A 24,653-nucleotide genomic window follows, 5' to 3' on the forward strand; every position below is an offset into this window, starting at 1 on the left:
CGGCATGCCGACCAGAAGGTTTAGCGAGCGGCGTGAATTTCTCCCCCGGCATTCCCGTTACCGAGGCGACGATACGGTCATCGGTGAGTTTCACGAAGTTTTCTTTAATCCAAAATAGACGAGTTTGAGTCTGACTTGGCTGGAGTATAAGTTACCCTTTCAATACCCTACATTGATATCGGGCACAAATCTAATCGTTAACCTGGTGAGCGTTGAAGTTCAGTTTAGGTTCAAGTAATCAGCCACGAGGGCTCGAATACTGGAGCAACGATTATGGGCAGGCTGACTCATGACTATGCGTCGCGCGCAATTCCAAAAGGGTTTGTCGCTGGTCGATCTCTCGCCGCAGTACGGTTGCGAAGCCCCTGGGGCAAAAACAATGTAGAGCAATATGAAGACAGCTATTTCCGGCACCTTTCACGCATTCAAATTCGAGAAATACGCCTATTGGCGTCGGGCCGAATTCAAAAATGTCGACGATGACGCCGATTTTTCCGAGCCGGGCACTCCAGTCCGATTCAGCGTTCTGCAATTACCTCCGAGAAGATGCCAATTCCGCTCTACTTTGAGGTGCGGCCTGAAATGCATTCTATATGCTTGGACTTGAGCGCCTTGCAAGCTGCAGTCGCATCTTTTTTGGCCATCCCGTTAAAAATGGACAGATAAAGCTTTTTCCCGCCCTGCCTACGTACGGTAACAGCTGCACGCGCATGACGGAGCGGATATGGAGCGAGCTTTAATGCCTGCGTGAGCCGCCGCTTCGCGGCCTTCTCGACGGAAAATGCACCTACCTGAACATGCCACGCCTGACTTGCGCGAGCGGCGCCCGCCTTCTCGCGCCCATCGCCTTCATCGGCTGAGCGGGCTTTCCTGCCGGCCAATTTAAGGCGTTTTTTGTCACTCGGCCTCTCGACCGAGCGTTCGGGCAACTGCGGACGCGAGAGTAAGACAGGGGGTTCCGGTTGATCGAAAGAGGCGGTTTGGACCTCATGCTCGAACCCTTCGAGCTGGGCAAATCCGTGGTCGAGTATGTCCCGCATATGGGCATCCCTGGCTGCGGCGCTAGATCCTCCGAAAACCACGCCGATCAGCCGGTTTCCGCCACGCCGAGCAGACGCCGCCAGGTTAAAACCGGATGCATTGACAAATCCCGTCTTGATCCCGTCCGCTCCCGGGTAGCTGTTTAGAAGGTGATTGTGGTTATGATAGCTGCGACCGTCGAACTGGAAGCGGGTCGTAGAGAAGTAGCGATAGAATTGAGGAAAATCCTTGTACAAGGACTTGCTCAGCCTGAACACATCCCAAGCCGTGGTGACCTGGTTGGGATCGGGCAAGCCCGAGGCATTTCTGTAAACGGTACGGCTCATTCCCAGTTGCCGCGCTTTCGCGGTCATCAACTGCGCAAACGCAGACTCCGAACCGGCCATTCCCTCGGCAATTACGGCGGCCGCATCATTTGCGGACCGCGTCACCAAAGCCAATATGCCCTGTTCGACCGTAATTGAATCGCCTGCCTTCAACCCTAACCGCGAGGGCGGGCGCAGAACGGCATACTTCGAAGCCTTGAACACGGTGTCACGGGTAATACGGCCATTCGCCAGGGCTTCGAAGACCAGATACAGCGTCATCATCTTGGTTAGCGATGCCGGATACCTCAATTCGTCGGCATTCCGTTCGAACAAGGAACGCTCGCTTTCGACTTCCACCACGAGAGCGGCATAAGGAGCGGCCTCAACCCGGGGAGCGAGAAAAATTCCGCATGCCAAGACCAAGATTGCCAAAACGAAGAGGTGATTGTACTCAAGCCAATGCATCGCTGTGTCAATTCTTCAAATTGCGTGAAGTGTTGCCAAACCGGCACAAAGAGGCAGTCAAAACCCGAATCTCGGCTGTTGCGCCAGAAAACCGGACAGCAACACACCCTGTGAAGCGGCGGGATCTCAGCGCTGTTTCATGATGCGCTGCTTTTCCCGCTGCCAATCCCTTTCTTTTTCACTGGCGCGCTTGTCATGCTGCTTTTTGCCTCTCACCAAACCGATTTCAAGTTTGGCACGCCCACTTTTCCAATACAACGCGAGCGGGATCAGCGTATATCCTTTGCGCTCCACATGGCCAATCAGCTTGCTCAGTTCTCGACGATGCAAAAGCAGCTTACGAGTGCGGATGGGATCCGGCATGACATGAGTGGAGGCGGAAGCCAGGGGGGAAACATGTGCTCCGAGCAGCCAGGCTTCGCCGTTTTTCAGTGTGACATAACTTTCTTTGAGTTGAGCTCTTCCCGCACGCAGGCTCTTGATCTCCCATCCCTGCAAGACCAATCCCGCCTCGAAGCGCTCCTCGATGAAATAATCATGCGTGGCTTGCCGATTAAGGGCGATGGTGCCGGTTCCGGCGGTATCCTTGTTTTTCTTTGCGGCCATGTATTTGAAACTAAACTGCCTGACTCTACGTAAAAATCTTGTTATTTTAACCCATCCCAGGGTCGTCCGGACCTTCGATTGGCTCAGAACAATAATTCGGAGAACACATGACCGATCAACGTTTCCTGCACAACCAATGGTCCTCACGCTTGGCGTTCATTCTGGCTGCAAGCGGTTCGGCCATAGGTCTCGGGAATATCTGGAAGTTTCCCTATCTGGCCGGCGAAAACGGAGGCGGCGCGTTCGTCGCTGTCTACTTGCTGTGCGTCATCGCCATCGGCATTCCGCTGATGATTGCGGAAACCATGCTGGGGCGCCGCGGCCGACAAAATCCCATCAACACCATGTTGACGCTGACCCGGGAAGCGAAGGCGAGTCCGGCCTGGCACTATGCCGGCTGGCTCGGCGTATTGTCGGGCTTTTTGATTCTGTCTTATTACTCGGTCATCGCCGGCTGGTCGATGGTCTACATGTTCAAGATGAACAGCGGCTTCATGAACAATGTCAGCGCCGAGAGCGCTAGCCGGATCTTCGGGGATCTCAAGAGCTCCCCGGAAATTCAGTTCATTTGGCACACGATCTTCATGACCATAACGATGACCATCGTCAGCCGCGGTGTCAGCGGTGGACTTGAACGCGCGACGCGCTTCATGATGCCGGGGCTGCTCGTGATGCTCCTGCTCCTGGACGGTTATGCCATGAGTTCCGATGGTTTCGGCGAAGGAATATCGTTCCTGTTCAAACCGGACTTCAGCCGCTTGAGCGGAGAAAGCGTACTGGTAGCGCTGGGACAGGCATTCTTTTCTCTGGGGTTAGGCATGGGCGCGATCATGATTTATGGCTCCTATTTGCCTAGCCATGTTTCGATTCCGCGATCCACGACGTTCGTCGCCTTTATGGACACCCTGGTAGCCTTGCTGGCGGGGGTTGCCATTTTTCCGATCGTATTCGCAAATCAGCTGGAACCAACCATGGGTCCAGGTTTGATCTTTCAAACCTTGCCGATCGCCTTCGGGCAAATGCCAGGCGGTTCGTTCTTCGGACTCCTGTTTTTCGTCCTCTTGTTCCTTGCGGCAATCACTTCCGCCATCGCCTTGATCGAACCTGCCGTGGCCTGGCTCTCGGAAAACCGGGACATGACCCGAGAGGCGGCATCGCTCTGGAGCGGAGTGACTTGCTGGCTGTTGGGACTCGGTACTGTGTTCTCCTTCAATGTCTGGTCCGAAAACACCTGGTTCGGGAAAAACTTCTTCGAGATCGTGGATTTCCTCACCGCAAACTTCATGCTACCTCTCGGGGGCATCCTGGTTGCACTATTTGCCGGCTGGATCGTGATGCGTGAAGTTTCCGAAGCCGAACTCGAAATGGGTGCGGCCTATAAATACTGGCAATTCGCGATCCGTTACATTTCGCCTTTAGCTGTTGCCCTTGTCGCGCTCAGCGCGATTGATGTCGTCTGATTCGGTAAAATTCCGACGCTTAAAGCAATGAAAGTCGAAGTCGCTTACGCGAAACCCGAACGCCAGATTATTCTCGCCGTGGACGTGCCGGAAAATGCAACCGCGGAAACCGCCATCGTGGCTTCCGGCATCTTGGACCGTTTTCCGGAGATCGATATGGCCAAGAACAAGATCGGAATTTTCAGCAAGATCTGCTCGCTTGATCAACCGATCAGGCCGGGAGACCGCGTTGAGATTTATCGCCCCTTGATCGCCGACCCGAAGGAGGCGAGACGCGCGCGCGCAGCAAAGAGATAGATCGAAAACCGCGGCGTTTCCCCAAACCGCTAATCGTTTTTTCCGAACAGGCCCTTAATCTTTTCCCAAAGGCTTTTTTCGCGTTCGATTTTTGGAATATCGATCGTTACATCATCCGGATCGATTTCGGGAAGGTTGCCGGGCCTGAAATCCCCTTGCAGCCCCATCAACTCATCCCCATCGAAAACCAGAGTAATACGCTTCTGCATCCGGGGCTTGCCGCCCGGCTCGTTGGAGTAGAGGTAATCCCAGCGGTTATCGTGAAAAGGATCGACAATCAGCGGCGATCCCATGATGAAAGCCACTTGCCGCTTGGTCATCCCGGGCCGAAGCTGGTCCACCATCTGCTGGGAAACGATATTGCCCTGATGGATGTCGAGGCGGTATACGCCAGGTAGAGATTCTTTAAGCTTTTCCGTGGAACAGCCGGCAAAAAACAGACAGAGACAGTAGGTTATTACGGTGAGGCTCTTCGGCATGATATGATTGCGGCGTATCGGACTGAACGTCCAATCATACTCGATCAAAAGACTTAAAACACTGCGTAGGTTACCGCTTTGGAAAGTCAAGACATACGAAACGCCGGACTCAAAGTCACTCTCCCGCGCGTCAAGATTCTGGAAATGCTGGAGAACCGGAGCGGATCGGATCGACACCTGACTGCGGAAGAAGTCTATAAATCACTACTCAGCGATGGCGAAGAAATCGGTCTGGCGACGGTTTATCGGGTCTTGACCCAATTCGAGGCTGCAGGACTGGTTAAACGTCATCATTTCGAGGGAGGCAATTCGATTTTCGAGCTGAATCGCGGCGAGCACCATGATCACATCGTCTGTGTCAAATGCGGCCGAGTCGAAGAATTCAGCGATGAAGTCATCGAAAAGCGCCAGAATGAAATTGCACAAGAAAAAAGTTTCAAGCTGACCGATCACTCTCTCTGTCTCTACGGCATCTGTATAGATTGCCAGAAAGGCCACTCGCCTCTCTGAATTTCCCGACAACCATCTTTTTGTTTGCCCATGAAGCTCACTGTCTGCGGAGCGCGGTCGATATCGGCCCATGTTTAAGCCACTGATCCTGTTCATCGGTCTGCGCTACACGCGGGCTAAACGCCGTACGCGCTTCATTTCGTTCATCACCTTTACCTCCGTTTTAGGCATAGCCCTGGGCGTGACAGCCTTGATAACGGTTCTATCGGTGATGAATGGGTTCGAGGCGGAACTTCGCGAGCGCATTTTGGGCATGACGTCGCACGCCTCCATCTCGGGTTTGAACGGACAACTCCGCGACTGGCGCGCGCTCGAATCCCCACTGGAACGGGACGCGCGCGTTCTCGGCTGGGCTCCTTATATCGAGGGGCAGGCCATGCTCAACTCGGATCGCCGGGTGAGCGGCGTGATGCTGCGCGGCATCATGACTGATTATGAGCCGCGCGTGTCCGAGGTCGCCAACCGGATAGTGGAAGGACATCTCGAAGCGCTCGGCCCCGGGGAATACGGCATCATTCTCGGAGCCGAGCTGGCCGATTATTTGGGCGTCTTCACCGGCGACAAAATAACCGTCATCACGCCGCAACTCACGGCCACGCCCGCCGGCATTCTGCCACGGCTCAAACGTTTCACCGTGGTCGGAATTTTCCGGGTCGGAATGTACGAGTACGATCGAAATCTGGCTCTGATTCAGCTGGAAGACGCCGCAAAATTGTTTCGATTCGACGACGCCGTTTCAGGGCTGAGGCTCAAACTGGACGACGTCTTCTATGCTCAACATGTGGCGCGTGATCTGGGCTCCAAACTCGAAGGGCGTTATCAGATTGCCGATTGGACGCAGTCGCACAGCAATTTCTTCAAAGCCATACAAACCGAAAAGCGGGTAATGTTCATCATCCTGCTGCTCATCGTCGCGGTCGCCGCGTTCAATATCGTCTCCACGCTGGTGATGGTGGTTACCGACAAGCGCTCGGATATTGCGATCTTGAGAACTCAAGGCATGACCCCGCTCGAAGTCATGGGAATATTCATCGTACTGGGCACGATCATCGGTGCGTTCGGCACCTTGTTGGGCAGCGTCGGTGGGGTCTTGCTGGCCTGGAACGTCGAAACCATCGTGCCGGCCATCGAGCGATTGTTCGGCGTCCACTTCCTGTCGGCCGACGTTTACTACATCAGCGAACTGCCATCCAAGCTGATCTGGTCGGACGTGTACCGGATTACCTCGATGGCCTTCCTGCTTTCCATCCTGGCCACGATCTATCCGGCCTGGCAGGCGTCCCGAATCAAGCCCGCCGAGGAGCTCCGTTATGAATGAGCCGGTCATCCGGTGTCGCGATCTACACAAACGTTACGCGCAGGGCAATCTGAGCGTCGACGTATTACAGGGTATCTCGCTTTCCGTAGAACCGGGACAGCAGGTGGCCATTATGGGTGCATCCGGCTCGGGCAAGAGTACGCTTTTGCATGTACTCGGGGGACTCGATGGCCCCACGCGGGGACAAGTTCAATTGGACGGTGTGGATCTAGGAACACTGAACGAACGGAGGCTCGCTCAACTCAGAAACCGGGTACTGGGGTTCGTCTATCAATTTCACCACCTGCTGGGCGAATTCACGGTCCTGGAAAACGTCGCCATGCCGCTTTTGATTGCGAGGCTGTCGATACCCGAAGCGAAAAAGCGCGCGACCGCGATGCTGGAGCGGGTCGGATTGGGCAAACGCCTGGAACATAAGCCCGGAGAGTTATCGGGCGGCGAGCGTCAGCGCGCGGCGGTCGCACGAGCGCTCGTAACAAAACCGAAGTGCGTTCTGGCCGACGAGCCGACCGGAAATCTCGATCGAAAAACCGCGGAACAGGTGTATCAGCTCATGCTCGAGCTGAACCGCGAAAACGGAGTGAGTTTCCTCGTCGTTACCCACGATCCGTCCTTGGCTCAGCGCATGGACACGATACTGCACCTGGAAGACGGACGGATCGTCACGCCATAAAGTTCGTGCGAATTGCGTCCGTATCTGGACGAAATCGCCGCTAACCCCGCCCCTTCGCCGTATTTTTTGTAGCCAGTCCGGCCGAACCGGCTTTCTCGTGCTTGAGACGGTGTGCCAGAAACTTCTTGTACGACGCGTAGCTTTCCCGAACCATGAACGCCGTACTCAATGGCGAATTGCGAAACCGCCTCAATTCCAATTGGTGAAGCACGGATCGTCGCCATACGAAGCGAATCCCGAAATAGCCCAATAAGGCGCCGACATGCATCAGAATGGCGCAGCCGATCAATAGCGGCGTTCCAAGCTCCAAGGCTTTTTCTATCGTGAACAGCTCGGAGAACTGATCGAAGCTGAAGGCCGCCTGCCCCATCACTAGCGCACCGACTTTGTAGGCAAAGTAATACATGGGCGCCCAGGTCAAAGGATTGGTAATCCAGACTAAGGCTACGGCTATGGGCAGATTGGCATTGAAATAGATCGCCAGGACGGCGGCGATGATTTGTTGCCAAGGCAATGGTGGCGTATACATGGCCCATAGCCCTATAGCGAAAGCCCGAGACACCGAGCGACGGTTGAGATGCCACAGATTCGGCGAGTGAAGCTTGTCGCCCAAAAAATCCAAGGCTTTTATTTCCTTTATTTTTTTTGAATCCGGCAGGTAACGTTTGAAAAACTTTTTAGGCATAACCCTGAACTGGGATGATTGTGAACTATTTTTTTAGGTAAAAGGCGCGCTATTGTACGGATTTGAAATTCAAAGTTGAATGAAATTCTCGATCCCCCAAAACCGTTACCCAGCGGTAGTTTCGGTAGCCATCGCCCTTGTCTGCGGGGCCAGTTGCGTCCAACTGCTTCCATTTTTACCCGGCGCCTGGGCCTTCGCTCTCGTAGGCGTCGTTCTAAGTGTAGCGGCCTATTTTCGGCTGCACATTCCCGCTGCGTTTCTGTGCGGCATACTTTGGGCGCTTGCTGTCGCCGGAACTCGTCTCGACCCGAGCCTTCCGAATTCGTCCGAAAGACAGACAGCCACCATCGAAGGCGTCATTCTTACCATTCCCCAGGCGTTTGATCACGGCTTCCGATTCGACTTCGACATCCAACGAACCATCGAACCGGCCGAACTGATCTTACCGTCGCGCGTTCGGCTAAGCTGGTATGACCACAGGACCTCGCTAAAGGCGGGCGAGCGCTGGCAGCTCAGGGTAAAACTCAAACCGCCGCATGGAATGCTGAATCCCGGTGGCCTCGATTACGAACGATGGCTCTTTGCCCAGGGAATCCGTGCGGTCGGTTATGTTACCGAATCGCCGGACAATCGGCGTCTCAATGTGCCAGATCTCCCTTATTCATTCGAAGTCTGGAGACAAGCCCTTTACGACCGGCTATCGGCAACGCTCGACGGTGAACCCTTGGCCGGTATCGTGAAAGCTCTGATCATGGGAGCAGCTGACGACATCTCGCCCGCTCAGTGGGATGTACTGAGGCGAACGGGCACGACGCACCTGGTTGTGATTTCCGGCTCGCATATCGGTTTGGTGGCGGGATTCGTCTTTTTCCTGATACGCCGGGCGTGGTCGAGTCTGGCCACGATGCGCTGGTCGCCGCCGACCGTCGCGGCCGTTGCGGCTTTCACCGCCGCCCTTCTCTACTCGGCCCTGGCGGACTTCGCGATCCCCACACAACGCGCCGTGATCATGATCGGCATCGTCATGGGCGCCGTCATCGCTCAACGCCACCTCAGCGGTTTCCGCGTCCTGGCCACCGCACTGTTGGCCGTTGTGCTTTACGATCCATTGGCGGTCCTGGCGCCGGGGTTCTGGCTTTCCTTCGCAGCAGTCGCACTGATCCTTTTCGTGGTTTCTTATCGACGGGGCAAACTCCGCGGCTGGCGAGCCATGCTGCGGGTGAACTGGGCCACTTCGCTGGGCCTGGCGCCCTTGCTGATGTTATTTTTTCAGCAGGTTTCGCTCATCTCCCCGATTGCCAACCTGTTCGCCGTTCCCTTGATCGGCCTGCTGCTGATCCCGCTCTGCCTGACAGGCGCATTGCTGCTACCGATACTGCCGTTGGCGGGAGAAGCGCTGTTGATCCTCGCGTCTCGCTTGCTCGAATGGACATGGCCCATTCTTCTATGGCTTGCCGAGTTGCCGGCAGCTCAGTGGATTCATGCGGAACCACCGCTTTGGACCATTCCACTGGCATTGGCCGGCTTCGTGCTGCTACTGGCCCCCAGGGGAATTCCCGCCCGCTGGCTCGGCCTCGTACTGGCGGTTCCGGCGCTGACCGCGCAGCCGGCAAGCCCCCCTCAGGCCGGCTTCCGGCTTACCGTGCTCGACGTCGGCCAGGGGCTGGGCGTTGCCGTTGAGACTCGCGAACACCTCATGATCTTCGACACCGGCGCCAGGTACGGAAGCCGCTTCGATATCGGCTCGGCCGTAATCGAGCCTTATCTTCGCCATCGCGGCATCGAGCGTATCGACGCTTTGATCGTGAGTCACGGAGACAACGACCACATCGGCGGTGCTCCGTCGCTGCTCAAGCGATTTACAGTGGGACGCACTTATACCAGCGTGCCGGAAAAGTTGGCGGAGTTCCCGACGGAAACATGCAAAGCGGAACAATTCTGGGAATGGGACGGCGTCAAATTCGAGATGCTGGGGCCTATCGAGAAAAGCCCGCATGAAAACGATAACTCCTGCGTACTGAAAATCAGCGGAGCCGGCGGAAGCGCTCTTCTAACGGGCGACATCGAAAAAACCGGGGAGCGCCTGCTGGTCGAACGTTATGGGCGTGGCTTGACCAGCGACATTCTGGTCGTCCCCCATCATGGCAGCAAAACTTCTTCGAGTCTCGACTTCCTGACGCTCGTGAAACCTCGTTTCGCACTGATTCCCGCAGGCTATCTCAATCGATACGGATTTCCTCATCGGCCGGTGCTGAAGCGCTATCGGGATCTGGCCATTCCGGTTCTAAATACCGCCGAAGCCGGTGCGCTAAGCATACTCATCGGCGATGGGCGGAAGGATCTGAAAGTGGAGAGTTATCGCAAAGAAAGCGGCCGGTATTGGAACGCCCATCCCAAAACGACGACGGAATGAGCTATGGCAGCGAGTAGAAGACAAACATCAGAACGCCAGGACCTGGGTTTCCCTTAATAGCGCAAGCACGGCGTCTGCATTCATTTCATCAGCCGATACGTGAAGCGCCGCCAAGCCATCGTCACCGGGCCTCGTTTCGCAAGGGCAGATGCAGATCAATCCGGCGTGGTTGATCTGCGCTGCGACTATCCTAAACTGCTCGCCCAGTTCCGAATCGTCCAGCACGGTGCTGGCGTGTCCAACATCGAAGAGTTTCCGCTCGAGCTCGTAAGCCAGATCCTGCCGACGTTCGCCCGTAATCCATAGCGTCACTGCCTTCTGCCCGAAACGCGCGCCGCGCTCCTCGGCCGTTACACTCCGCAAACCGGACTCGCCGTCCGCCTGCGCCACGATCATGCCGGCACCGACTGTGACGTTGGTCAAACGATCAATGATAATGAAGGAGCCGGTGCTCTTGCTGCCCTTGTAAGGATCGAACGCTATCGGCGCGTTCAGGGCGACCTCGCACAATCCGATTTCGTTCAGCTTGAGCTGATCAGCCGGAAGCTGCTCCAAGGTATTGATGTCGATTCGGTGATGGATCTGAGAGACCGAACCGTTCACGATCTTGGCCGTCTGCTTCAGATAATACTGGCGGCCGGGAACCAGGGGCGCCTCGGTCATCCAGACGATATGCGCCTTGAAACGGGTTCCGAGCATGGGCAAATCGCCGGAACGAACCAGCATGTCGCCGCGGCTCACGTCGATTTCGTCCGCAAGCGTAATCGTGACGGCTTGTGGCGGAAAAGCTTCTTCCAGTTCTCCGTCGTAGGTCACGATGGACTTGATACAGCTGGTCTTCCTGGACGGCAAGACGGTAATCGCGTCGCCCTTGCGAAAAACGCCTGCCGCCACGGTACCGCTGTAGCCGCGGAAATCCAAGTTCGGACGATTGACGTACTGCACGGGAAAACGCGGATTCGTGAAGTTCTGGTCCTTGGCGATCTCGATGGTGTCCAAGAGTTCCATCAGCGCCTGCCCCTGATACCAGGGCATTTCCCCGCTGCGGCTGACGACGTTGTCCCCCATCAGGGCGGATAACGGAATAAAACGCACATCGTGGATATCCAGCTTTTCGATGAATGCCAGGTAATCGCTGCGAATGCGCTCGAATACATCCGAGCTGTAGCCGACCAGGTCCATCTTGTTGATCGCTACGACCACGTGTTTGATGCCCAAAAGAGACACGATAAAGCTGTGGCGCTTGGTTTGCGTCATCACGCCGTGGCGGGCATCGACCAGGATGATGGCCAGATCGCAGGTGGACGCCCCGGTGGCCATGTTGCGGGTATACTGCTCGTGGCCCGGCGTGTCGGCAATGATGTATTTCCGCTTCGCAGTGGAAAAATACCGGTAGGCGACATCAATGGTGATGCCCTGCTCCCGCTCGGCCTGAAGTCCGTCGACCAACAACGCCAGATCGATATCGCCGCCGGTGGTGCCCGATTTGACGCTGTCCTTCTTGATCGCGGCCAGCTGGTCCTCGTAAATCATTTTGGAATCGTGCAATAGGCGCCCTATCAGGGTGCTCTTGCCGTCGTCGACGTTGCCGCAGGTCAGGAAGCGCAGTAATTCCTTGCGCTCGTGCTGAGCGAGATAGGCGTGGATATCGGAACTGATGAGCTCGGACTGATGAGACATAGACTACTTCGCTGAATGAATGGGTCAGACGCTATCGTTGAAAGTGCGCACGACGCTTCCAAAGGACAAACTAGAAATAGCCCTCTTTCTTCTTTTCTTCCATGGAGCCCGCCTGATCGTGATCGATGACACGCCCTTGGCGCTCCGACGTCTTCGTCAACAGCATTTCCTGGATGATATCGGGCAAGGTGGCCGCACTCGATTCGACGGCGCCGGTCAAGGGATAACAACCCAGGGTACGGAAGCGGACCATCCTCATCATCGGCTTTTCATCCGGAGTCAGCGGCATGCGATGATCGTCCACCATGATCCATATTCCGTCACGCTCCACCACGGGCCTCTCTTTGGCGAAATAAAGCGGGACAATCGGTATGTTCTCCAAATAGATGTACTGCCAAACATCCAGCTCGGTCCAGTTTGAAAGCGGAAATACGCGGATACTCTCGCCCTTGTTGATCTTGCCGTTATAAAGATTCCACAATTCCGGCCGCTGGTTCTTCGGGTCCCAACGATGGTTTTCGTCACGGAAGGAATAAACCCGTTCTTTCGCCCTCGATTTTTCCTCGTCGCGACGCGCCCCGCCGAATGCCGCATCGAACCGGTATTTGCTCAGAGCTTGCTTCAGCGCTTCGGTTTTCATGACATCCGTATGCTTCTTACTGCCGTGGCTGAACGGACCGATACCCTGCTCCACGCCGTCCATATTGACATGCACGATGAGCTCGAGACCCAGGTCCCGGACACGCCGATCACGAAACTCGATCATTTCCCGAAACTTCCAGGTCGTATCGACATGCATAAGCGGAAACGGCGGCTTGCCCGGGAAAAACGCCTTCATCGCAAGATGCAGCATTACCGCGGAGTCCTTGCCAATGGAATAGAGCATCACGGGGCGCTCAAATTCGGCAGCCACTTCGCGAATAATGTGGATGCTTTCGGCTTCCAGCTGCTTGAGGTGGGTAAGTGAATGGTCTTTCATGGAGATGCGTGTTGATCCCGAAACCTGGACAGAGATTCATCCCAAACTTTAGGGACTAAATACTAACACAAATGCCGGCAGCCGCTTCGCCGGAACAAACGCTGGCATCCTTGAATGATAGTGATTATCATTACCTCATGCTTTTTCGATCGACTTCCTGCTCCGGGTTAACACCGTGAAACAGCTCCAAATCGTCCTTCTGCACCTCACCCTGGCATTGTTCTCCGAGGCTGTGGCAGCCAACTCCACGCGAACCTACTACATCGCCGCCGAAGAGGTATTATGGGACTATGCCCCCTCCTATCCCGTCAATCCCATGCACAACGCGGAATTCAACGAGGAGGAGAAAGTCTTCGTAGGGGGCAACAATACGGATCTCATCGGCAGACAGTATTACAAGGCACGTTACATCGAGTACACCGACGCGAGCTTCAGCAAGGTAAAAGAACGTCCGCCGGAGTGGCGGCATTTGGGAATTCTGGGACCGGTCATTCGCGCCAACGTCGGCGACACCATCAAGGTGGTCCTAAGGAACAAAATCGAGAACATGCCGATATCGCTCCATCCGCACGGAGTGCTTTACCGCAAGGACAGCGAAGGCACCCATTATGCGGACGGCACATCCGGAGACGACCGGAAGGACGATCTGGTCGAGCCGGGCGAAACCCACACCTACCTCTGGCAGGTGCCCGAACGTTCCGGTCCCGGTCCCCAGGATCCGAGCTCGATCATTTGGCTTTACCACTCGCACGTCAATGAGGTAGTCGACACCAATACCGGCCTCATAGGCCCCATCATCATCTCCCGCCGGGGCGTACTGCAGAAAAACGGGAAACTGAAAGGCATCGATCGAGAATTCGTCGTACTTTTCACCGTATTGGACGAAAACAAGAGCTTCTTCCTCGACAAGAACATCGACTCATTCGCACCGGCCGCTTCAGACAAAAAAGAGGACGAAGACTTCGTCGAAAGTAACTTGATGCACAGTATGAATGGCTACGTGTATCACAACTTGCCGAACGTAACGATGAAACAAGGGGAAACGGTACGCTGGTACCAACTGTCCCTCGGTACGGAAGTCGACCTCCATACCCCCCATTGGCACGGCAATACGCTCACCGAGAACGGCCACCGCGTCGATGTCGTAAACCTGCTTCCGGCAACCCATGTGACGCTGGACATGAAACCGGACAATCCCGGGATATGGATGTATCACTGCCATGTCAATGATCATATCGACGCAGGCATGATGGCTAGTTATGAGGTCAAGCCTCGTCAGCGATAGACCGGCCGTAGCGATCTAAAGTTACGACAATCCTTGAACCAGACCACAGGTAGACTGCGGAACATCCGAGCGAACGCGTTACGTCACTCTTGCCTTGTGTTGACAAAAGAGCGATGCTTCGAAACGCTCAAACCAGCCGAATAACACTTTCGGAGTACCCTATGGAACAGCAGATGCATAACTTCGAGCAAGTTAAAGATGTGCTCGACTACGGTATTCAACTACATGGCCAACTGACAGACCTTTACGATTCACTGAACCAGCAGAACGACCAGGCGCGCGTAAAAATGCTCCTGGAATACCTGAGTCGCCACGAGAGAAATCGGGAACAGGCGATGCAACGCTTCGAAAATGGATCGCGCAAAGGCATCCTCAATTTCTGGCTTCAATATTCACCGGGCTCGAACGTCGACCAGTTGCTGAAAAAATGCTCCGTTAGGCCGGACATGTCCGTAGACGACGTCATTAAAATCGCCATGGACTTCGACAACGCACTGATCGAGCTCTATAAAGGAGCGGCGATAATTGTCGACGACCCGCGTGCGAAAGAGATCTTCGCGAATCTTGCAGAGATGGAGGAACAAGAAAAGCATCGCTTCATCCGCGACGCGGAATGGATGGACGATCTCTGAAAAACCGAGAATAAGTGAACCGATCAGTTCGCTGACTCACCAAACACCAACAAAATTCTCGCACCCACCCTCTCTCCGCCGGGAGAGGGTGGATGAATGCCTCCCTGCGTTTCATACGGCTTCAACGCGGACGTTCGATCCGCTCAATCAATTTTTCACATGAAGCGTGTCCACGCAAAATGCAGATTGCTCGAAACTATTTTGCGGCTATACTGTCTATCTTTCAGACCTAGGGGGCGACTTGGCTTCGACGAGGATCGCAAAACCTAAGGTGCATGCCGAGGTGCAGATACCCTCGTAAATCAATCTGCAACCAATATAGTTGCCAACGACGACAACTACGCTCTGGCCGCTTAATCCGGCCGGCCTCTGATCCGAAGCCCGCTTACAGGCGTCGGGCTTCAGGGGTAACCCAATTGTAAGCTCGCGATGAGGTCTGTCCGGGACCGATTCGCTAAAACCTAACGGAACCGCCGGCCGTCTTCCCTGCCGCTCGGGTAGCGACCGGTTAAATCAATAGAGTCGGATAAGCATGTAGAGCCGAAGGCGGAGGATTCGCGGACGCGGGTTCAATTCCCGCCGCCTCCACCAATACCAATGCCCAACTGTGTATGCAGTTGGGCATTTTTCTTGAACTCCCGCGTACCTGCGCGGGTTCCTGCGGATTCCTGCGGACTTCGCGCCGGCGCCTGGACGCGTGAAAACTCCCGTTTTCACTCTCTCCGAGCAATTCCTCGCTCCGGCCTCGCTCTTCTGAAGGGGCCGGAAGTCCGCAAAGGTCGCGATTCAGGGTATTACGAATCAACAGGTTACGCGCGGACGAATCAAGCGGTTGATTTTCAGCATCGGTAGGCGGAGGAACCCGCCCCGATTTGGAGAATGGAGAATGCGGCTTTCGCCGGAGAAAAATGCAACTGTGCGCAACCCACCATACGATCACCGGGGCGGTGGTTTCGGACATCCACTTCGGGCGTAGCCTATGGACCGCCTGACCCTCGAACGCCGCCAGGTCTGGATCTACCTGGCCGCCATCGTTGGCGGCCTGTCGTTGAGCACACTTGCACCCGGCGTCGGGCCGCGCTTCGAGGCCTTGCTGTGGCCGGTGCTGGCTGTGCTGCTCTATACCACCTTCGTACAGGTACCACTGCTGCACGTGCGCGATGCATTCCGCGATGGCCGCTTCGTGCTCACCATCCTGCTCGGCAACTTCGTCTTCATCCCGCTGCTCGTGTGGCTGGCGCTTCCGTGGCTACCTGACGATCCGGCCCTGCGACTGGGCGTCCTGCTGGTTTTGCTGGTGCCATGCACCGACTGGTTCATCACCTTCGCCCAGCTTGGGCGCGGCAACACCGCGCGGGCGATCGCGGTCACGCCGCTCAACCTGCTATCGCAACTTGCGCTGCTGCCGGTCTACCTATGGCTGATGCTGCCGGCTGCCGACTTCCGCGCGGCGCTGAAAACCGAGGAGATGCTTCCCGCCGCACTCTTGTTGGTCGGATTTCCTCTGGTCACGGCTGCGTTCACCGAGCGCTGGATCGAGGCGCGGACAGAACGGGCCATCTGGCGTGAACGACTGGGCTGGTGGCCAGTGCCACTGCTGGCAGTGGTGGTGCTCCTGATCGCTGGCGCGCAGGTCGGCACGGTGCTCGATGCCGGGCCGATCCTGCTGTCGGTGCTGCCGGTATTCGTCGGCTTCCTATTGATCGCCGCGCTGCTGGCGCGGGGGCTCACCAGCTGGCTGCGACTGCCCCTCGACGCGGGCCGCACGCTGGCCTTCAGTTTCGGCACCCGCAATTCGTTCGTCGTGCTGCCCTTCGCGCTGGCCTTGCCAGCGGGCTGGGAGACGACCGTGGTCGTGATCGTTTTCCAGTCGCTGGTGGAGTTGTTCGGGATGGTGCTCTATCTCTGGTGGGTGCCCGGCCATTTGTTCCGGCAACCGATGAAAGCCGAGGCTTGAGGCTGCATTGATTCGTAGGAACCCGCATCCTTCCGCAGGAACCCGCATCCTTCCGAACGAGACCTCATATTCCCCTTCGGCCACCAATATCAAAACCCCAACCGTTCTCGGTTGGGGTTTTTTCTTGCCTGATCGCGCCGGTTCCCGCGTGTTCTTGGGGGTTCCTGCGGAAGCCTGCGGACTTCGCCGGTCAGCCCGTCAGCCAGTTTCGCGCCGCATTCCACTCTCTCCTGGCCATTCCTCGCTCCGACCTCGCTCCCTGAAACCGGCCCGAAGTCCGCAAGGGCCACAAGTCAGTGCCATACAGATCAAAGGGTTACGCGCGGACGAATCAAGCGGTTGGATTGCAGCATCGGGTGGCGAAGGAAACGCTCCCGTTGCGTTTCGTCGGTAGTTATCGAGCACTACCGACACATTGCCGCGCGGAAGTACGTGCCTAGATGGTGGCCAGAACAAGAAACAACTTGTCAGGACAACGTCCGGACGACTACAATAAGGACATCTAAGATCAGTCCGGAGGGGCACCATGAGCAGCCTGAATCTTTCCAAGACCGAGCGCATTGACGTTCGTGCCAGCACGCCGGTCAAACAACTGCTGCAGGAAGCCGCACGCGCCTGCCACAAGAACGTCAGCGAGTTCCTGCTCGACGCGGGCGTGACGGCGGCTGCGCAGACTTTGGCGGATCGTCGCCAGTTCGTGCTGGACGACACGCAGTGGCAGGCCTTCCAGGAAGCGCTAGATCGGCCGGTGCAGAGCAAGCCGCGTCTGAAGAAGTTGCTGCGTGAACCTGGGGTGCTGGGTTGAGCAATGACTACTCACCCGTTCGCAAGCTCGCTGCTACGGATCAGGTCGATGCGTTCGACTGCGGCCAGGCCGCGCTGAACCAGTTCCTGCAGCGCTACGCGCTCGTCAACCAGAAGGCCAACAGCGCGCAGACCTATGTCTGCTGCCAGGGTGACGTGGTGGTCGGCTTCTACAGCCTGGCCGTTGGTAGCGTCGATCCGGAAGCCGCGCCGTCGAGAGTGATGAAGGGGTTGGCACGCCACCCGGTGCCGGTCATGATCCTGGCCCGGCTCGCCGTGGACAAGGAGCATCAGCGCAAGGGTCTGGGCCAGGCCTTGCTCAAGGACGCCCTGCTGCGTACCGCACAGGCCGCCGACATCGCCGGCATTCGCTGCCTGTTGGTTCATGCCAAAGACGATGCCGCCCGTCAGTGGTACGAATCCTGGGAATTCGAGCCCAGCCCGACTGATCCGTACCATCTGCTCCTGATGCTCAAGGATCTCAAAGGCATGTTGAGCTGAGGTGGTGTCTCCACATCAGAGCCTGACTCGCTCCCGCTGCTCATCCCACAGCGCTGGCGGATCAACCGCCAGATCAAACAGCGTGATGTGATTCGGCAGTGCGTCGTCGAGGATGGCCGCCACGATGTCGGGTGCCAGCGTGGTCAGGTTGACCATTCGGCTGACGTAGCTGTTGTCGATGTTCTCCCGCGTGGCGATCTCCTTCAAGGACTTCGCCTCTCCTGATTCCAGCATCGCCAGCCAGCGGTGGCCACTGGCCAGCGCCAGTTGGATGGAGGTCGGTGCTACGTCCCACGGTCTGACCGGCGCGGTTTCGCCGTTTGGCAAGGTGACCAACTTGCGGCCACTGCGGCGCTTGATCTGGATCGGCACGGACAGGGTCAGCCTACCGTCGCTGGTCTGCAGGATGTCCGGCTCGCCGGTCTTCTGGATGCGGATGTCGCTCATGCCAGCGCCTCAGCTTGTTGCTCGACCGGCTCGGGACGCAGTTCCAGCACCAGGCGCTCGATGCCGTTGGCGCGCAGTCGCACCTCGAGGTCATTTGGCGACACGATCACCTTCTCCACCAGCAGCTTGACGATCCGGGTCTGCTCCGCTGGGAACAGTTGATCCCAAATCGCGTCGAGCCGGGTCATGGCCACGGTGATCTTGGCTTCGTCCAGGGTTGGGTCCAGCTTGATCGCTTGCGGCAGCATATCGCCGAGCAGATTCGGGGCACGCAAAATCGCGCGCAGTTGATCGAGTACCGCCGACTCCAGTTCTGCGGCGGGCAGTCGCGGCAGACCCGAGGCACCGGCGTGTTCCTTGGCGTCGCGCTGGGGCACGTAGTAACGGTAGCGCCGGCCATTCTTCTTGGTGGTGTGCCACGGCGACAGCGCACGGCCGTCGTTGCCGAACACGATGCCCTTGAGTAAATAGGGAACCTTGGCCCGCGTCGTGTTGCCCCGCACCCGGCCATTCGTCTCCAGGATCGCGTGGACGCTGTCCCACAGTTCGCGGCTGATGATGGGCGGATGCTTGGCCTGGTACCACTGGTCCTTGTGACGTAACTCGCCAAGGTAGGTCCGGTTGCTGAGTAGCTTGTAGATGTGGCCCTTGTCGATCGGTCTGCCCTCGCGGGTTTTGCCGTCTTGCGTAGTCCACGCCTTCGACGTTACGCCATCCAGTTTCAGCTCCTTGACCAACGCCGTACTGGAGCCGAGTTCAACGAAGCGCTGAAAGATGTGCCGGATCAGTTTGGCCTCGCGTTCGTTGGGCACCAGCCGGCGGTTCTCGACGTCGTAGCCCAGCGGTGGCACGCCGCCCATCCACATGCCCTTGCGCTTGCTGGCCGCGATCTTGTCGCGGATGCGCTCGCCGGTGACCTCGCGCTCGAACTGGGCGAAGGACAGCAGGATGTTCAGCATCAAGCGGCCCATCGAGGTCGTCGTGTTGAATTGCTGGGTGACCGACACGAACGACACGCCGTAGCGCTCGAACACCTCGACCATCTTGGAGAAGTCCGCCAGGCTGCGTGTCAAGCGGTCGATCTTGTAGATGACGACCACGTCATCTTGCCGGCCTCGATGTCCGCCATCATGCGGCGCAGCGCCGGACGTTCCATGTTGCCACCGGAGAAGGCCGGATCGTCGTAGTCGTCGGCTACTGGAATCCAGCCCTCGGCGCGCTGGCTGGCGATGTAGGCGTGACCGGCGTCGCGCTGGGCGTCGATGGAGTTGTATTCCTGGTCGAGTCCTTCGTCGGTGGACTTGCGCGTATAGACTGCGCAGCGCATGCGGCACTTCAGGACTTCGTTCATCGTCCACCTCGCTTCTTAGTGGACGGCTTGGTCTTGGCATTGGATGGCGGCCTGAGACCAAAGAACAACGGCCCCGACCAGCGCATGCCAGTGATCTCGCGGGCAATCATCATCAACCAGCTCAACCATTGGGGCTTTCATAAGTGGCTCGGCCTAGGCGATTCGGCCGACCTGTTCTCCACGTCGCGCCACTTGGTGCAGACCACCTCCCTCCTGCGCTATCCGGTATTCGTCAAGGACGACGATTACCGTGGTTCCCCAGATATGACCAAGCATCCGCTGCTGCGGAAGTACCTGCTGGAGAACTTCGCGGCGGAAGTCGAAGAACTGAAGGATGCTGTGTTCGTTGGCCTGGGGCCGCAGAAGGTGCTGGATCGTCTGATCCAGGAGCGAATCTTGAAACCCGACCGGGTGATTGGCGGCATGCTGCACCCATCCGGCAACTGCACCTACCGGATCAACTACCTCATCGGCGACAGAAGCGCGCCAGTCCCGCACGCCACCAACCCGGGGCCTTACGACCAAGGCCGGCGAGCGTTTCGAGAGAGGTTCGTCACCGCCTGATCGGACGTTGGGTGAGTGGATGCGGACTCGGGTTCAATTCCGCCAATGGGAATCGAACTGGCGTCCCGTCTGATGCGCTCGGTTGGTGACCCGGCCGGGCAGAACTGGTAGGATTGTTGGCAGTTGGGGCTGGATTCCGCACCTTTCCGCAGGAGTTCGCAGCGGTTCTAAGGCGCTGAGTTACATAGGTTTGGCGCAGGGTTCCACCCCACCCATACCCCGCAGGAGTTCGAATCTTTCCGCACGAACCCGCAGGAACCCTCACCAGCCCGCACAGCCTGATGCTAGGCCTTTGATTTTCAACAAACCGCTTGATCGGTCCGCGCTTGCGGACTGCGGACTTTCAATGGGCCGGAAATCTGGCTCCTCCAGACGGCCGCCGGTGCCGCAGCGTTGCAAATCGTCGGTACTTGTCGATAACTGCCGACAAAACGGAACATCTCAGCCAGCACTGACCTGCGTCGCGGCCGTCTTGGTCGACGTTGCCAGGCACGACTCCTCGTAGGCCTCGATGTCCACCTGCCGGTAGAGCACCCGGCCGCAGAGCTTCAGGAACTTGGGCCCGATCCCATCGCTGCGCCAGCGTTCCAGGGTGGCTTCGCTGATACTCCAGCGGGCGGCCAGTTGTTTTTGATTGAGGTGAGCGACTTCCATTTTGGTCTCCTTCCGAATGAGTTGGCAGGAGTCCATGAAGGCGCTGTTCCGCCCGCGAGCCAAGGCCATTCCAAAGACGTCAACTACTCCGGCAGATCGTTCAGCTCGTAGCTGGTGCTACGCCCGCCCGCATCCGACTTGCGCAGGACGCCACGCATCAGCAGATCGTTGATGTCGCGCAGTGCTGTGTCCGGCGAGCACTTGGCGATGGCCGCCCATTTGCTGCTGGTGAGCTTGCCTTCGAAGCCGTCCAGCAGCCGATTGAGCAGCTTCACCTGTCGCTCGTTCAAGGGCGTGGTTGCCCAACGCTGCCAGAATCGCGCCTTGGTCAGTACGGCATCGAGGGTGTGCTGCGCCTGGTCGACAGCGCGATGGAGCGTTTCGAGGAACCACATGAGCCACTCGGTGACGTCCATCGACCGCTTCTGGGTTCGTTCCAAGATGTCGTAGTAAGCCTTGCGTTCGCGCTGGATCTGCGCCGACAAACTATAGAAGCGCTGCGGGCTGCCATCGGAGCGAGCCAGTAGCAGGTCGCCGATGGCCCGGGCGATACGACCATTGCCATCGTCGAACGGGTGCAGAGTGACGAACCACAGATGGCCGAGGCCGGCCTTGAGCAGCGGCGGTTCGTTCGAGGCGCCATTCAACCAGTCGAGGAAGCGGCTGGTTTCGGCCTCGAGGCGATCGGCCGGCGGTGCTTCGAAATGCACCCGCTGGCGGCCAATGGGGCCGGACACCACCTGCATCGGGCCAGTGGCATCGTCGCGCCAGCCGCCGACCTTGATCTTGGAGAGGCCTGAGTAGCCGGTGGGAAACAGTGCGGCATGCCAGCCGAACAGACGTTCCCGCGTTACAGGTGCCTGGCAGTTGGCCGTGGCATCCAGCACCATCTCGACCACGCCCTCGACGTGGCGATCGACCGGAGCGAGCGCGCCGATGTCCACGCCCAGCCTGCGGGCGATGGAGGAACGCACGGATTCAACATTGAGCTGCTCACCCTCGATCTCACTGGTCTTGACCACGTCCTCGGTCAGCGCCGCCAAGCTCGTTTGGTCACGCAAGGCCATGCCGACGTCAGCCAGACGCCCCATTAGGAGTCCCTGGGCACGACTGACCTCGGCCATGGGTCCAGCCAGTGCCGCCAGGTCGAAGCGCCAAGTCGGCCAGTCGCTGGCCTGCCAGATGTATTTGTAATCGCCGCTATTCATGCGGAGATTATGGCCTGCAATCTCCGCATGCGCAAGTCAATCACCGCACGTTTTGCGGTGAATGTGGGCATCATTCGCCGCATGGCGGATCGCCTTGCCCAGGAATGGGTGTAAATGGGTGTGTTATTGGTTGTGGCAACGGACGCGGGTTCGATTCCCGTTTCGGGAATTGAACTGGCCCCGAAAAGCAGACGAGGTTGAGGCCGCTTATCGGCAACCAATCAGAGCGAAAAACCTGTCTGATTGTCCGCAGCCGACCGGCGTACCGACAGGCTTTTCGATCCTGTTCGCACCGGTTCGCAGCAGCCCGCAGTGCTTCGATTCCGTACTTTCAATAGTCGTTTGATGCGGGGTACCATCCCACCACCAATATCAAAACCCCAACCGTTCTCGGTTGGGGTTTTTTCTTGTCTGATCGCGCCGACTCCCTCGTGTTGTTGGGGGTTCCTGCGGAAGCCTGCGGACTTCGCCAGCCACCCGAATTGGCCGTTCCCGGCCATATTCCACTCTCTCCTGACCATTCCTCGCTCCGACCTCGCTCCCCGAAAATGGCCCGAAGTCCGCAAAGCCCACAGCCGTCCCCATTACAGATCTACGGGTTACGCGCGGACGAATCAAGCGGTTGGATTGCCGCATTGGCTACCGGAGGGAACACGAGCATCTCCCTGGGAGTCATCGCACTTGCAGTTTGTCAGAAACTCGCATATATTTTCGTACATGAACACGACGACCAAGACCGCCGAGCTGATTCGCCAGCGCATCGAGGCGATGCCGATTGGGGAGCCTTTCACCCCGACGGCATTCCTGGAGTGCGGCACGCGTGCGTCCGTCGATCAGACCCTCTCCCGCCTCGTCAAGGCAGGGTCGATCGAGCGTGTGACGCGCGGCGTCTTTGTGCGTCCCGAGGTCAGCCGTTTCGTTGGCAAGGTGATGCCCGAGCCTTTTAAGGTGGCCGAGACCGTTGCAAAGACCACGGGTGCCGTCGTCCAGGTTCACGGTGCCGAAGCGGCGCGTCGGCTCGAACTGACCACGCAGGTCCCGACCCAGTCTGTATTCGTGACATCCGGCCCGTCGAAGCGCATCCGCGTGGGGAAGATGGAGATCCGTCTGCAGCACGTCTGCCAACGCAAGTTGGCCCTGGCAGGACGACCCGCCGGGCTCGCGCTTGCGGCGATGTGGTATCTCGGCAAGAAGGAAGTGACGCCGGCTCTCGTCGAGAAGATTCGGCGCAAGCTGGGATCGAGCGAATTCGAGGTGCTGAAATCAGCCACCAGATCAATGCCCGCGTGGATGAGCGACGCCATCTTCCGCAACGAGCGGACGGCCGTTCATGCCTGAGTCCTTCGTGCACCTGAATGCTCAAGAGCAGTCCCAAATATATCGGGCACTGGCCCCGCAGCTTGCCCGCACGCCCGTCGTACTGGAAAAGGATGTCTGGGTCTGCTGGGTGCTGCAGACCCTGTTCACCATGCCCGACCGACTGCCGATGGCCTTCAAGGGCGGCACCTCACTCTCCAAGGTGTTCGGCGCCATTGCGCGCTTCTCCGAGGACGTGGACATCACGCTCGACTACCGTGGCTTGGACGGCTCCTTCGACCCGTTTGCCGAAGGCGTCTCACGCAATCGGCTGAAGAAATTCAGCGAGGATCTCAAGTCCTTCGTGCGCGACCATGCCCACGGTGTCGTGGCGCCGCACTTCCAGAGGATGCTGGCGGACGAGTTCGATGCCGATGCGTTCCAGCTTGAAGTCAGTGATGACGGCGAGCAGATGCGGATGCACTACCCGAGCGTGCTGGAGGCACCGGGAGACTATGTGGGCAACAGCGTCCTGATCGAGTTCGGTGGCCGTAACATCACCGAGCCGAATGAGGAGCATGAGGTGCAGCCCGACATCGCGGAACATGTCGCTGAACTCGATTTCCCTCGGTCGACGGTCAGTGTGCTGTCTCCGGCACGTACCTTCTGGGAAAAAGCGACGCTGATGCACGTCGAGTGTCAGCGCGACGAGTTCCGCACAGACGCCGAACGCCTGTCACGCCACTGGTACGACCTGGCCATGCTGGCCGATCTTGCCCATGGGCAGGCCGCTGTGGCCGATCGCGCTCTGCTCGCCGATGTCGTCAAGCACAAGAAGGCCTTCTACAACGCGAGCTACGCCAACTACGACGCATGCTTGGCCGGGCAGCTCAGACTCATTCCGGAAGATGCCGCACTGGCCGCGCTGCGCGATGACTTCCAGCGCATGATTGGTGCCGGCATGTTCATCGGCGAGCCTCCCGCCTTCGATGCCATCGTCGATCGCCTGCGCGCGCTGGAAACAGCAATCAATCAGTGAC

General features: G+C 57.8%; 24 protein-coding genes, 1 other RNA gene and 1 pseudogene. 15 read left to right on the forward strand and 11 right to left on the reverse strand.

Annotated elements, in window-relative coordinates; all coding sequences use genetic code 11:
- Positions 1 to 560: 560 nt before the first annotated feature.
- Positions 561 to 1,814: a D-alanyl-D-alanine carboxypeptidase gene (locus sS8_RS08175; RefSeq protein WP_119629229.1), complete on the reverse strand. Its 1,254-nt coding sequence runs from the start codon at positions 1,812 to 1,814 to the stop codon at positions 561 to 563.
- Positions 1,815 to 1,940: 126 nt separating this feature from the next.
- The gene (smpB, locus tag sS8_RS08180) at positions 1,941 to 2,420 is read right to left on the reverse strand and encodes an SsrA-binding protein SmpB (protein WP_119629230.1); all 480 of its coding nucleotides are present in this window, start codon (positions 2,418 to 2,420) and stop codon (positions 1,941 to 1,943) included.
- Positions 2,421 to 2,527: 107 nt separating this feature from the next.
- Here smpB and sS8_RS08185 point away from each other — a divergent pair, with 107 nt between their 5' ends.
- Positions 2,528 to 3,880, forward strand: a complete 1,353-nt coding sequence (locus tag sS8_RS08185; RefSeq protein WP_119629231.1) for a sodium-dependent transporter — start codon at positions 2,528 to 2,530, stop codon at positions 3,878 to 3,880.
- A 27-nt stretch (positions 3,881 to 3,907) separates the two neighbouring features.
- Complete coding sequence (locus sS8_RS08190) at positions 3,908 to 4,177, forward strand: RnfH family protein (RefSeq protein WP_179952404.1); 270 nt, start codon at positions 3,908 to 3,910, stop codon at positions 4,175 to 4,177.
- Between the two features lie 29 nt (positions 4,178 to 4,206).
- Here sS8_RS08190 and sS8_RS08195 read toward each other — a convergent pair whose 3' ends face one another.
- Positions 4,207 to 4,656: an outer membrane protein assembly factor BamE gene (locus tag sS8_RS08195; RefSeq protein ID WP_119632664.1), complete on the reverse strand. Its 450-nt coding sequence runs from the start codon at positions 4,654 to 4,656 to the stop codon at positions 4,207 to 4,209.
- A 78-nt stretch (positions 4,657 to 4,734) separates the two neighbouring features.
- Here sS8_RS08195 and fur point away from each other — a divergent pair, with 78 nt between their 5' ends.
- The 3 genes from fur (at position 4,735) to lolD (ending at position 7,157) form a co-directional block, all read left to right on the forward strand.
- A complete protein-coding gene (gene fur / locus sS8_RS08200) occupies positions 4,735 to 5,166 on the forward strand; it encodes a ferric iron uptake transcriptional regulator (RefSeq protein WP_119629233.1) in 432 nt (143 codons plus the stop codon).
- 70 nt (positions 5,167 to 5,236) lie between these two features.
- Positions 5,237 to 6,484, forward strand: a complete 1,248-nt coding sequence (locus sS8_RS08205) for a lipoprotein-releasing ABC transporter permease subunit (RefSeq protein ID WP_119629234.1) — start codon at positions 5,237 to 5,239, stop codon at positions 6,482 to 6,484.
- Positions 6,477 to 7,157 (forward strand): lipoprotein-releasing ABC transporter ATP-binding protein LolD, encoded by a 681-nt coding sequence (gene lolD / locus sS8_RS08210; RefSeq protein WP_119629235.1) that lies wholly within the window; start codon positions 6,477 to 6,479, stop codon positions 7,155 to 7,157. The genes sS8_RS08205 and lolD overlap by 8 nt, the downstream gene beginning before the upstream one ends.
- 40 nt (positions 7,158 to 7,197) lie before the next feature.
- Here the strand turns inward: lolD and sS8_RS08215 are convergent, their stop codons facing one another.
- The gene (locus sS8_RS08215; protein ID WP_119629236.1) at positions 7,198 to 7,842 is read right to left on the reverse strand and encodes a DUF2062 domain-containing protein; all 645 of its coding nucleotides are present in this window, start codon (positions 7,840 to 7,842) and stop codon (positions 7,198 to 7,200) included.
- Positions 7,843 to 7,921: 79 nt separating this feature from the next.
- Between sS8_RS08215 and sS8_RS08220 the strand changes: the two genes are divergently transcribed.
- Positions 7,922 to 10,255 carry a DNA internalization-related competence protein ComEC/Rec2 gene (locus tag sS8_RS08220; protein ID WP_119629237.1) on the forward strand — a complete coding sequence of 778 codons (2,334 nt, stop codon included), beginning with the start codon at positions 7,922 to 7,924 and terminating at the stop codon, positions 10,253 to 10,255.
- A 27-nt stretch (positions 10,256 to 10,282) separates the two neighbouring features.
- Here sS8_RS08220 and cysN read toward each other — a convergent pair whose 3' ends face one another.
- The gene (cysN, locus tag sS8_RS08225) at positions 10,283 to 11,935 is read right to left on the reverse strand and encodes a sulfate adenylyltransferase subunit CysN (protein WP_119629238.1); all 1,653 of its coding nucleotides are present in this window, start codon (positions 11,933 to 11,935) and stop codon (positions 10,283 to 10,285) included.
- Between the two features lie 70 nt (positions 11,936 to 12,005).
- Positions 12,006 to 12,914: a sulfate adenylyltransferase subunit CysD gene (cysD, locus tag sS8_RS08230; RefSeq protein WP_119629239.1), complete on the reverse strand. Its 909-nt coding sequence runs from the start codon at positions 12,912 to 12,914 to the stop codon at positions 12,006 to 12,008.
- Positions 12,915 to 13,089: 175 nt separating this feature from the next.
- Here cysD and sS8_RS08235 point away from each other — a divergent pair, with 175 nt between their 5' ends.
- From sS8_RS08235 to sS8_RS08260, 6 genes are all read left to right on the forward strand, one after another.
- Positions 13,090 to 14,199 (forward strand): multicopper oxidase domain-containing protein, encoded by a 1,110-nt coding sequence (locus sS8_RS08235; protein WP_119629240.1) that lies wholly within the window; start codon positions 13,090 to 13,092, stop codon positions 14,197 to 14,199.
- A 161-nt stretch (positions 14,200 to 14,360) separates the two neighbouring features.
- Complete coding sequence (locus sS8_RS08240) at positions 14,361 to 14,831, forward strand: hypothetical protein (RefSeq protein ID WP_119629241.1); 471 nt, start codon at positions 14,361 to 14,363, stop codon at positions 14,829 to 14,831.
- A gap of 232 nt (positions 14,832 to 15,063) precedes the next feature.
- Positions 15,064 to 15,422: a transfer-messenger RNA gene (ssrA, locus tag sS8_RS08245) on the forward strand.
- Positions 15,423 to 15,810: 388 nt separating this feature from the next.
- On the forward strand, positions 15,811 to 16,788 hold the full coding sequence (locus tag sS8_RS08250; protein WP_119629242.1) for an arsenic resistance protein: 978 nt from the start codon (positions 15,811 to 15,813) through the stop codon (positions 16,786 to 16,788).
- Between the two features lie 526 nt (positions 16,789 to 17,314).
- Positions 17,315 to 17,593 (forward strand): type II toxin-antitoxin system TacA family antitoxin, encoded by a 279-nt coding sequence (locus tag sS8_RS08255; protein ID WP_119629243.1) that lies wholly within the window; start codon positions 17,315 to 17,317, stop codon positions 17,591 to 17,593.
- Positions 17,590 to 18,093: a GNAT family N-acetyltransferase gene (locus tag sS8_RS08260; RefSeq protein ID WP_119629244.1), complete on the forward strand. Its 504-nt coding sequence runs from the start codon at positions 17,590 to 17,592 to the stop codon at positions 18,091 to 18,093. The genes sS8_RS08255 and sS8_RS08260 overlap by 4 nt, the downstream gene beginning before the upstream one ends.
- Before the next feature lie 15 nt (positions 18,094 to 18,108).
- Here sS8_RS08260 and sS8_RS08265 read toward each other — a convergent pair whose 3' ends face one another.
- The 3 genes and pseudogenes from sS8_RS08265 to sS8_RS29075 all read right to left on the reverse strand — a co-directional run.
- A complete protein-coding gene (locus sS8_RS08265) occupies positions 18,109 to 18,540 on the reverse strand; it encodes a LacI family transcriptional regulator (RefSeq protein ID WP_119629245.1) in 432 nt (143 codons plus the stop codon).
- Positions 18,537 to 19,406, reverse strand: a complete 870-nt coding sequence (locus sS8_RS08270) for a recombinase family protein (protein WP_408631170.1) — start codon at positions 19,404 to 19,406, stop codon at positions 18,537 to 18,539. Before sS8_RS08270 ends, sS8_RS08265 begins: the two co-directional genes overlap by 4 nt.
- Before the next feature lie 54 nt (positions 19,407 to 19,460).
- A pseudogene (locus sS8_RS29075) lies at positions 19,461 to 19,891 on the reverse strand (recombinase family protein); the annotation flags it as partial.
- A 33-nt stretch (positions 19,892 to 19,924) separates the two neighbouring features.
- Between sS8_RS29075 and sS8_RS28010 the strand changes: the two are divergent.
- Positions 19,925 to 20,455: a hypothetical protein gene (locus tag sS8_RS28010; RefSeq protein WP_232020570.1), complete on the forward strand. Its 531-nt coding sequence runs from the start codon at positions 19,925 to 19,927 to the stop codon at positions 20,453 to 20,455.
- Between the two features lie 441 nt (positions 20,456 to 20,896).
- Here the strand turns inward: sS8_RS28010 and sS8_RS08285 are convergent, their stop codons facing one another.
- A complete protein-coding gene (locus sS8_RS08285; protein WP_119632666.1) occupies positions 20,897 to 21,109 on the reverse strand; it encodes a helix-turn-helix transcriptional regulator in 213 nt (70 codons plus the stop codon).
- A gap of 83 nt (positions 21,110 to 21,192) precedes the next feature.
- Positions 21,193 to 22,317, reverse strand: coding sequence for a Fic family protein (locus sS8_RS08290; RefSeq protein ID WP_119629246.1), 1,125 nt, complete (start codon positions 22,315 to 22,317; stop codon positions 21,193 to 21,195).
- 717 nt (positions 22,318 to 23,034) lie between these two features.
- Between sS8_RS08290 and sS8_RS08295 the strand changes: the two genes are divergently transcribed.
- Positions 23,035 to 23,655 carry a DUF6088 family protein gene (locus sS8_RS08295; RefSeq protein WP_119629247.1) on the forward strand — a complete coding sequence of 207 codons (621 nt, stop codon included), beginning with the start codon at positions 23,035 to 23,037 and terminating at the stop codon, positions 23,653 to 23,655.
- On the forward strand, positions 23,648 to 24,652 hold the full coding sequence (locus sS8_RS08300; protein WP_119629248.1) for a nucleotidyl transferase AbiEii/AbiGii toxin family protein: 1,005 nt from the start codon (positions 23,648 to 23,650) through the stop codon (positions 24,650 to 24,652). The genes sS8_RS08295 and sS8_RS08300 overlap by 8 nt, the downstream gene beginning before the upstream one ends.
- The last annotated feature ends 1 nt before the right edge of the window (position 24,653 follow it).

The sequence above is a fragment of the Methylocaldum marinum genome (assembly GCF_003584645.1).
In the GTDB taxonomy this organism is placed as follows: domain Bacteria; phylum Pseudomonadota; class Gammaproteobacteria; order Methylococcales; family Methylococcaceae; genus Methylocaldum; species Methylocaldum marinum.